This is a genomic window from Pseudomonas sp. 30_B (genome assembly GCF_017491605.1).
In the GTDB taxonomy this organism is placed as follows: domain Bacteria; phylum Pseudomonadota; class Gammaproteobacteria; order Pseudomonadales; family Pseudomonadaceae; genus Pseudomonas.
This window is the reverse complement of the sequence record NZ_JAFGYY010000063.1, coordinates 374-977: the sequence shown is the minus strand read 5'-3', so window position 1 is coordinate 977 and position 604 is coordinate 374. Positions and strand designations below refer to the sequence as shown.

The window sequence follows — 604 nt, the reverse complement described above, 5'->3', positions numbered from 1 at the left end:
GCCGGTCACTGAAGACCAGTCCAAGACCACCACCGAGGACACCGCGGTCAACGGCCAGATCGTGGGCACCGACGTCGACCAGGACAGCCTCACCTTCACCCTGAAATCCGGTTCCGAACCGAAGCACGGCACCCTGACGCTGGACTCCGCCACTGGCGAATACACCTATACGCCGGCCAAGGATTACAACGGCGCTGATTCCTTCACCGTGGTCGTCAGCGACGGCCAGGGCGGCTCCGTGGAGTCGGTGGTCAGCATCAACGTCACCCCGGTGAACGATGCGCCGGTCACCGCCGACCAGTCCAAGACCACCGCCGAAGACACTGCGGTCAGCGACAAGATCGTCGCCACCGACGTGGATCAGGACAGCCTCACCTTCACCCTGAAATCAGGTTCCGAACCGAAGCACGGCACCCTGACGCTGGACTCGGCCACCGGCGAATACACCTACACGCCGGCCAAGGATTACAACGGTGCTGATTCCTTCACCGTGGTCGTCAGCGACGGCCAGGGCGGCTCCGTGGAGTCGGTGGTCAGCATCAACGTCACCCCGGTGAACGATGCGCCGGTCACCGCCGACCAGTCCAAGACCACCGCCGAAGAC

At 63.9% G+C, this 604-nt stretch carries 1 protein-coding gene; it reads left to right on the top strand.

The window, feature by feature from the left end; genetic code table 11:
- Positions 1-604 (top strand): cadherin-like domain-containing protein (locus J5M67_RS27190; RefSeq protein ID WP_207888513.1); only part of this gene is annotated, 604 nt, incomplete at both ends.